The 7081-nt window shown below is 58.4% G+C and carries 9 protein-coding genes; 5 read left to right on the top strand and 4 right to left on the bottom strand.

The genetic code is table 11. The annotated features are described in order from the left end of the window. Window positions 1-143 precede the first annotated feature (143 nt). Genes E4L98_RS05630 through E4L98_RS05620 form a run of 3 tightly spaced genes read right to left on the bottom strand, consistent with a single transcriptional unit; the run spans window position 144 to window position 1909 of the window. The gene (locus tag E4L98_RS05630) at window positions 144-737 is read right to left on the bottom strand and encodes a hypothetical protein (protein WP_135200588.1); all 594 of its coding nucleotides are present in this window, start codon (window positions 735-737) and stop codon (window positions 144-146) included. A gap of 12 nt (window positions 738-749) precedes the next feature. Next, window positions 750-1457, bottom strand: coding sequence for a StbB family protein (stbB, locus tag E4L98_RS05625; protein WP_135200587.1), 708 nt, complete (start codon window positions 1455-1457; stop codon window positions 750-752). Next, window positions 1457-1909 carry a hypothetical protein gene (locus tag E4L98_RS05620; protein WP_135200586.1) on the bottom strand — a complete coding sequence of 151 codons (453 nt, stop codon included), beginning with the start codon at window positions 1907-1909 and terminating at the stop codon, window positions 1457-1459. Before E4L98_RS05620 ends, stbB begins: the two co-directional genes overlap by 1 nt. Before the next feature lie 272 nt (window positions 1910-2181). On the opposite strand from E4L98_RS05620, the gene E4L98_RS05615 reads away from it, so the two are divergent. From E4L98_RS05615 to E4L98_RS05595, 5 genes are read left to right on the top strand one after another with little or no spacing between them, the layout of a single operon-like run. Further along, a complete protein-coding gene (locus E4L98_RS05615; protein WP_229257269.1) occupies window positions 2182-2640 on the top strand; it encodes a plasmid mobilization protein in 459 nt (152 codons plus the stop codon). Then, complete coding sequence (locus E4L98_RS05610) at window positions 2630-5521, top strand: LPD7 domain-containing protein (protein WP_135200585.1); 2892 nt, start codon at window positions 2630-2632, stop codon at window positions 5519-5521. Before E4L98_RS05615 ends, E4L98_RS05610 begins: the two co-directional genes overlap by 11 nt. Before the next feature lie 22 nt (window positions 5522-5543). After that, window positions 5544-6023 carry a hypothetical protein gene (locus tag E4L98_RS05605; protein ID WP_135200584.1) on the top strand — a complete coding sequence of 160 codons (480 nt, stop codon included), beginning with the start codon at window positions 5544-5546 and terminating at the stop codon, window positions 6021-6023. After that, window positions 6001-6306, top strand: a complete 306-nt coding sequence (locus E4L98_RS05600) for a hypothetical protein (protein WP_135200583.1) — start codon at window positions 6001-6003, stop codon at window positions 6304-6306. The genes E4L98_RS05605 and E4L98_RS05600 overlap by 23 nt, the downstream gene beginning before the upstream one ends. A gap of 9 nt (window positions 6307-6315) precedes the next feature. Further along, entirely contained in the window at window positions 6316-6558 is a 243-nt protein-coding gene (locus E4L98_RS05595; protein WP_135200582.1) for a hypothetical protein, read from the top strand. A gap of 288 nt (window positions 6559-6846) precedes the next feature. On the opposite strand, the gene E4L98_RS30325 is transcribed toward E4L98_RS05595, so the two are convergent. Beyond that, on the bottom strand, window positions 6847-7081 hold a 235-nt coding region (locus E4L98_RS30325), incomplete at its 5' end, for a hypothetical protein (RefSeq protein WP_205746666.1).

Raw genomic sequence — 7081 nt, 5'->3', positions numbered from 1 at the left:
GGAAGCGCAATTTTATTCATTTTATTCCTTGAATACCCTTGCAATTATGATGACTGAGTCATCATAATTACGTGGGCCTTGATTGTTTACCTAGAAGTTGCAACCGAGATTCCCGGAAGGGCTGGCTTCGTGCCAGCCCTTCGTCATTTCTCGCCGGCCAGCTGCTGAATGTGCGCCCGTTCCTTGTCGGTCAGGCTGTTCCACACCTTCTGTATCTTCTGGCCGTTTTCAATCGCCAGCCGATCACTTTCCGACAGCTGCGGCGCGCTGCCGCCGCCAACAGGCAGGTAATGCAGGGTTGTCGCTGCCACCAGGCCGCCCAGCACCGCGCCACCGATCACCACCGCAACGTGTTTCCCGATGGTCCACCGGACCAGCCGGCCCGCCTTGGTCAGCTCGCCAACGACAGCCGATACTTCCTTACCCACCGCTATACGGATGGCCTCACTGGCGGCTTGCGCGGCCGCCTGGCGTATATCGAGCTTGACGGTCTCGCCGGCCGTGACAGCAGCTTGCGCCGCCGCCCGGTCAATCTCGCCCGCCATGCCCTGCAGCACGGCGGCCAGCTTTTCGGCCGCAACCAGGTAATGCCCGGTCTGGACATTGAGCTTGTCGCCCAGGGCGTCGGCTGCAGCCGGCAATTCGGCTTTAAGTACGTCCACCCGATCCAGAATTTCGTGAACATCACCCATCGCCTCCTGATAGATGATGTCCAGTTTTGTACGTGCATCAACCATGTTTTTCACCCCTTAAAAGAGAGCTGCGAAAACGGTATCGAGGTTGCGATTAACGCTTTTCGACAGCGCTTTGATAATGTGCATATCGCTGTAATGCGATTTCTGTTTCGCGTCACCGTCTTTGCCCAATTCGCGGGCTTTCGCCTTATAGTCGGTTTCGTCGGCCAGCACGTCGCCAATTGCCAGCTTTTTAACAGACAGCATATCGAACAGCTCATTTTCAAAAATAGCCGCTTCCGGGTTGGCAATGCAGGATTTCGATTTCTTGACGAAATTAAGGACCGGGCCGAACTCTTCGGCCACATCGGATTCCACACGATTAAATATCAAGTGAATTTTCTCGGCAGGGATACCGAAATCCGACAACGTGGAAACCATCGAGATAGTTTCTTTTTGCTCTTTCGATCCGCTGGTTACTGGAATAACGAAAGAATCGAATTCCATGTGCGAGTCTTCAAACTTCACCATGCCATCGAGGAACGCCTCAACGTTAGATGCACCAACGTCAATGATGGCATCATCAATGACCATCAGTTTTTTAAACAGATCGCGGAATTTATCGCCACGGATTTTTTCAACATCAAGACCGTTACCGCCGGCTGTTTCGTTGATCGTTTCGATTGCAAAGATTGGCGCATTATTCATACGGGGCGACAGCAAATGTGCTGCGATAGTGGTTTTGCCAACCGTGCCGGTATAGTTCAAGACAGCTACTTTCATTATTCACCTTCCTTGTCAATGTAATCATCTAAGTTAATTTCGCGTTTCCGAGCTTTACGAATATCGGCCGGATTCGTGATCTTGCGTGCCTCACCAGGCGCGGCAGGTGCCGGCGCTGGCCCTTCTTTTGGCGTCGAACCTTGCGGCGCAGCCGCCGGCCCTTGTGCCTGTCCTGCGGTCAAACTGGCAGCGTGTACACGCTGCCCTTGTGCTGCCTGTCCAGCGGAAAGGGGAGCGTGTACACGTCCTCCTTTTCCTGTCTGCCCTTCGGTTTTTTCCTTTCGCTTCCTCGCCCTCCATAGCTCATTGCGGAAATTGCTCAGTGATGTTTCGTACCCGGCCTCCGCGAGTTCCGCCAAAAAGACCTCTTGGCGAACCCCGACCGCCAGGCGTTGTTCAATCGATTCCAGCCGCTCACGTATGACCCCGGCCAGGCTTTGCTCTCTCTTCACGGTATCTCCCATTCCTCGTAGATGCTGAGAGTTTGCAGATGTTTTGCTGATGCGTCAAGGCATATTGCAGATGTTATGCTGATGTTTTGCTGATGTCAAGCAACATTGTGCAGATATTTTGCTGATGTTGTGCTGATGTTTTGCAGATATTGCCTATTTTCAACGCTATGCTATACTTCCAAGTCAAGAGCAGAGGCAAATACAGGCACGACAGATATGTTTACGAAATGCTCCGCATTTCTCCAACATATCCCGTGCCAAAGGGTTCCCCTTTGAAACTGTCCTTCCCCTTCGGGGTCGTCATGTGCGCCCAGGGGCGCGGTTTCACACCAAGAGAACAAGGGCCGCGACGCGGCGAAAGGCAACTGATGGCACGACCAAAAAAACACGGCGACGAGGCAAGCAAGCCAGTCAGCTTTCGCCTGGCTGAGTCCGAGCGCCTGGCGTACCTGGCTAAGTGCGAAGCGGCCGGGTTGTCCCCTTCCGACTTCTTCCGGCAATGCGTGTTGACCAACCGGACGCAGATCGTCGCCAGGCCAAAGGCCAGCGCCGACCGCAACCGCTTGTTGTTCCTGGTCAACAAGACCAGCAACAACATGAACCAGCTGGCCTACCGGGCAAACAGCGATCACCTGGCTGGCAAACTGTCGGAAGATAAATACGAAGCGCTGATTGATAATCTGGAATTGATTGCCCGTTACCTGAAAGCGACTATTAATCATGTTGATTAGAATTCGCGGCGGGACGGGCGGTATTAAAGACTACCTGGAAGAAGGCCATAAACAAGGTATGGAGCTATCCCGCGACGAGCGGGACGAGCGCATTGTGTTGGCCGGTGATCTTGACGTGGCCGACCAGATCATTCAAACAATGGATGGTAAAGGCGAGTTATATATTCATGGTACTTTTGCATTTAAAGAGGATCATGTAGACCGACTTGAAGAAATGGCGAAAGATATAGAGGAATTCATTTTCTCGGCTTACGACAAAGATGAGTATTGCATGTACATGGAAGCCCATATTCCAAGGGTAAAGAGCTATACGAATCAAAAGACAGGCGAGTTTGTGGAGTGCAAGCCGCATATCCATTGTCTTATCGTAAAAAAGAATTTGCTTACTGGCCAAGCATTAGACCCGTTCGGACTTGTAAAGAATAGCGAACGTCATATTGATGCGTTTCAAGAGAGTTTTAACAATAAATACGGATTAGCCAGCCCTAAAGAGAATCGCCGTATCGAATTCACCGACGCATCGGAAATGATTAGTCGGTACAAAGGAGATACCTTTGAAGGGCAAAACAAAGCTTTGCGTGGCGATATATTGGAAACCATGCTTTCCAAAAATATCGAGAAGTATGAGGATTTCACCGCCTTGCTGGCAGAGCGTGGCAATGTCATCACGCGCAATGCCGGCAAGCCGAATGAATACCTGAATATCACCCCGGCCGGCGCTGGCAAGGGCGTCAATCTCAAGGACTATGTTTTTAGCCGTGAGTTTGTCGAGCTGCCGGCCGCCGAGAAGCAGCGGCACCTGGCCGCCGAGGTTCAGCGCAAGTATGAGGTTGCCGGCGAAGCCCGCCGCGATCCGGCCTACCTCACCCAGCAGCTGCAGGACTGGCACCAGACCCGCGCCAAGGAAGTGAAGTACCTGAACAGCGGCGACCGCAAGACCTACCAGGCATACCGCCAAGCCACCCCCGAACAGCGGCAGCAAATGCTGGCCGAGCGGGAGCAGCGTTTCTATGAAAAACACCGAAAGGACACCAGCCATGAGCAAGAAAACCGAAGCCGCACCGACCGAGCCGCAGGAGCCGACCGATTTGGACGTGATTATGGATTTAAGCAGCCCGCCGGAACCGAGCGCGCCGCCGGACCTGAACGAGCCGCCGGTAATCGGCAGTTTGGTCTTGAGCCGTTTGGACAAGGAACGCCGCCCCAATCCCTCAACAGTGTGCGAACTCTGTCCGGCGTCGGTGTGGTTAGCTTCGCCAAAGGAGCTGAAGTGCTATTGCCGGATCATGCACCTGGTAAGTTGGAGCACCAGCGAGCAGAACCAGCTGACGGACTGCGACGGCCTGCTGATCGCCATGCAGCAGTAAAGCCCACCGGCCGCCAGGCTGACAACGTGGTCAGCCAGCTGGCCCGCGATCAGCGGGAAGCCCGCCAGGCCCGCAGCGCCGGCCGGCAGAGCGACATTCAAGAGGCAAAGCACAAGCTCGATGCGCGCCGTCTGCTGGCCGAGTTGTCGCAATCGCATGGCGTGATCCCCGAAAAATACGAGGTCACGAAAGCCAAGGACGGAAGCGACCGCATCAAGTGCGGCGCGCGCAACCTGAACGTGTCCGACTTCCTCACCAAAGAATTAAGCATGCCCTGGAAGGATGCGGAAAAGACCCTGCGCGAGTCCTACGGCCGCCAGACTGGCCGGCAGCTGCAGCGCGATCACCGCCAGGAGCCGCGCCGCCAGCTGTGGGCCGAGTTCCAGGCAGGCCGCGGCGAACGGCAACAGCTGCGCACGCGCCAATGGTCCGACCTGCGCACCACCAATACCGAGCGCCTGGCGGCGATCCGCAGGGAGTTCGACGCCAAGAAAAGCAAAATACAACGCGACCCATCGCTGACTGTAGCGCAGCGTAGGGCGGCAACGTCTGTAGCGCGCATGGACAAGCTGATGAAAGAGGCGGCGCAGCGCGCAACCTACAAGGCCGAAAGCGCGAAGCTGACGGCGGCGCAGCGCGTGCCGGCGACCGCACAGTATCGAGACTTCCTCGCTGACAAGGCCCAGGCTGGCGACGAACACGCCCTGGCCGAGTTGCGCCGCATGAAGCCAGAACAGGCCGAGAAGGCGCGGGATACTGACGCCCAGGTGACAGCTGCAGAACCGACCAGGGAGAAGCAGGACCGCGAGCCGATCCACCGTGCGCCGGCCATCACGTACCAGGTCCACAACAACGGCGATGTGACGTACCAACGCGCCGGCAAGGACATGCTGCGCGACCAGGGCAAGGCCGTCCACATGCTGCAGAGCGATAATCAGACCATCGAAACCGGCCTGCGCCTGGCACAGCAAAAGTTCGGCAGCAAGCTCGCGCTGTCCGGTCCGCAGGACTTCCAGGAGAAGGCCGCCCGGATCGCGGCCGAAGCTGGCCTCAAGGTGGAATTCACCGACCAGCGCTTGAACAAGATCATGCGCGACCGTAGCGCCGAGCTGGCCGCCGACAAGGCACGCGAGCAGGAGGCCCGCCGGCTTGGCCAGGAGTTCGCCAAGCAGCGCGAAACGGCAAGCAAAGGGGAAGGCGCAGCGAAGACGCCAGCACCTCGCCAAGCGCCGGAAAAGGCCACGGAGCAGGACGTACAACTGGCCATCAAGAACAGCAAACCGCCTTACACCGAGAACGGCCGCTACAGCGGCCCGGTGCGGGCCGTCGATGGCGAATTCGTGTATCAATCGCACGGTCGGGATACCATCCGACACGAGCGGAAGCATTTTAGCGAAGCGCCCAAGACTGGCGACCAGGTGCAAGTCACCTACAACCAGGGGCGGGCGACCGTTAAAAACCAAGCCCAGGAACAGGCCAAGCGCCAAGACCTGGACAAAGGCCACGGCCTTTAATCGCAACTTCTAGGAGATTCAAATGAACGACGTAACAAAGAAAATGACCAGCGCCGCCCTGACTGTAACGAACAGCCTGGCGGCGACGGCCGCCGATATTCAGAGCGGCATCGGATCGTTTTTCAGCGGGAGCCATGCCCATACCCACGATGCAGCGCCGGTGCAAGAAGCGCCCCAGGAGCGTGAGCAAAAAACGAAAGAGCCGACCGACACCACGGCCGGCCAGGTCGTCGTGGGCCAGCAGATCGGGGGGAAGGACTACTACCTGGTGCAGACCGAGAACCCGGCCGGAAAGCCCGAACGGCTGCTGTTTGAGAAGAACGGCACCGACTATCAACCTGGCCAGGAAATGACGGTGAAATGGGACGAGGGGAAGCCAGCACACGCCAAAGCAGAGAAGGGCGCAGAACTTCCTTGGGGCGGCGAGATCGCCGGCAAGTCCCAATTCAACGGCCAGTCCCAATTTGCGAGCAACTACCATGACGACGGCCAAGGACTCTAAGCTGGCCACGTCGGCGGGAGCCGGCGCGATGCGCAAGGTACAGGCGAAACAGCAGGGCGGCCCGACCGCTGCCAAAGCTGATGCCTCGCCGCAGACTGGCGGCGACCAGGGAACCGGCTTGCTTGGTCTGAGCGCGGCATTCCTGGTTGGTGCTGCGGTTGGCTTGGCTGCCGGTGCAGACCAGCAGCCAGCACGCGGCGCGGACGTGCGCCTGTCGCTCGATGACGATCCGAAGGACGGCAAGCACGCTGGCCACCAGGACGACTACGGCTGTGGATTGTAGGGAGGGGCGATGATCCATCTGATCTACTCCAACGGCGAACGCATCGAGCCGCCTGCAGCTCCTGCACCAGTCAAGGCGGTAAGTCCGGCCTGGAAGCCTTACGCGCTGTCCCTCAACCTCGATCCTGTGCGGGCTGGCCCATCGCCCAGCTGGCCGGCAGCGCGTCATGTGCTGCCGGACCTGCAGCTGGATCGTGAGCAGGCCCGCGCTGTGCGTGCTGGCGTGCCGCTGACGATTCGCGTAGAGCCTTGACGGCAATCAGGTAGTGACAAACAAAAAGGCCGGGAAATCCCCGGCCTTTTTGTTGGCTATCTGGCTTGCTAGTCGTCGCCCCCGCTGTGCGCCTGGATCGACGCGCCGCCGGCACCGCCGGCCTTGAATTCGGACAGCGCCGTCCTCGCCGAATCCTTCGTCATTCGGCTTGCCTTGCTTTCGCTTGGCGCTGCCGGCTGCTGCGCACCGCTCACGGACCCGCCGCCATCGGCTGCAGCTGGTGCGCTTGCGTCTGCTGTTGGCGCGATAGGTGCGGCCGGTCCTGTGTCAGATGCGGCCGGCGCTGGCGGCGCTGGTGGGGTAGGCCGTGATGATTCCGGCGCAGCTGGTCCAGACGCAGCTGGCGCAGCTGGTGCTGCAGGCGAAGCCGAGACACCGGCCGGCGCTGGCGGCATACCGCCACCAGGCGCGGCCGGCGAGGGGGCAGGCGCTACAGACTGGCCACCCGCCGAAGCGGCCGACGCGCTGGCCTGGCCACCTGGCGCGCTGGCTTGGCCCTGTG

It is taken from the genome of Duganella callida (genome assembly GCF_004614165.1).
Taxonomy (GTDB): domain Bacteria; phylum Pseudomonadota; class Gammaproteobacteria; order Burkholderiales; family Burkholderiaceae_D; genus Rugamonas; species Rugamonas callida.
Note: the sequence above shows the minus strand (reverse complement) of the source record. Positions and strands in the feature narration are given on the sequence as shown.

Bases quoted from the DNA above. Each gene is read 5' to 3' on its own strand.
- E4L98_RS05630 (WP_135200588.1), bottom strand. From the start codon at position 737: ATGGTTGATGCACGTACAAAACTGGACATCATCTATCAGGAGGCGATG.
- stbB (WP_135200587.1), bottom strand. From the start codon at position 1,457: ATGAAAGTAGCTGTCTTGAACTATACCGGCACGGTTGGCAAAACCACT.
- E4L98_RS05610 (WP_135200585.1), top strand. From the start codon at position 2,630: ATGTTGATTAGAATTCGCGGCGGGACGGGCGGTATTAAAGACTACCTG.
- E4L98_RS05605 (WP_135200584.1), top strand. From the start codon at position 5,544: ATGAACGACGTAACAAAGAAAATGACCAGCGCCGCCCTGACTGTAACG.
- E4L98_RS05600 (WP_135200583.1), top strand. From the start codon at position 6,001: ATGACGACGGCCAAGGACTCTAAGCTGGCCACGTCGGCGGGAGCCGGC.
- E4L98_RS05595 (WP_135200582.1), top strand. From the start codon at position 6,316: ATGATCCATCTGATCTACTCCAACGGCGAACGCATCGAGCCGCCTGCA.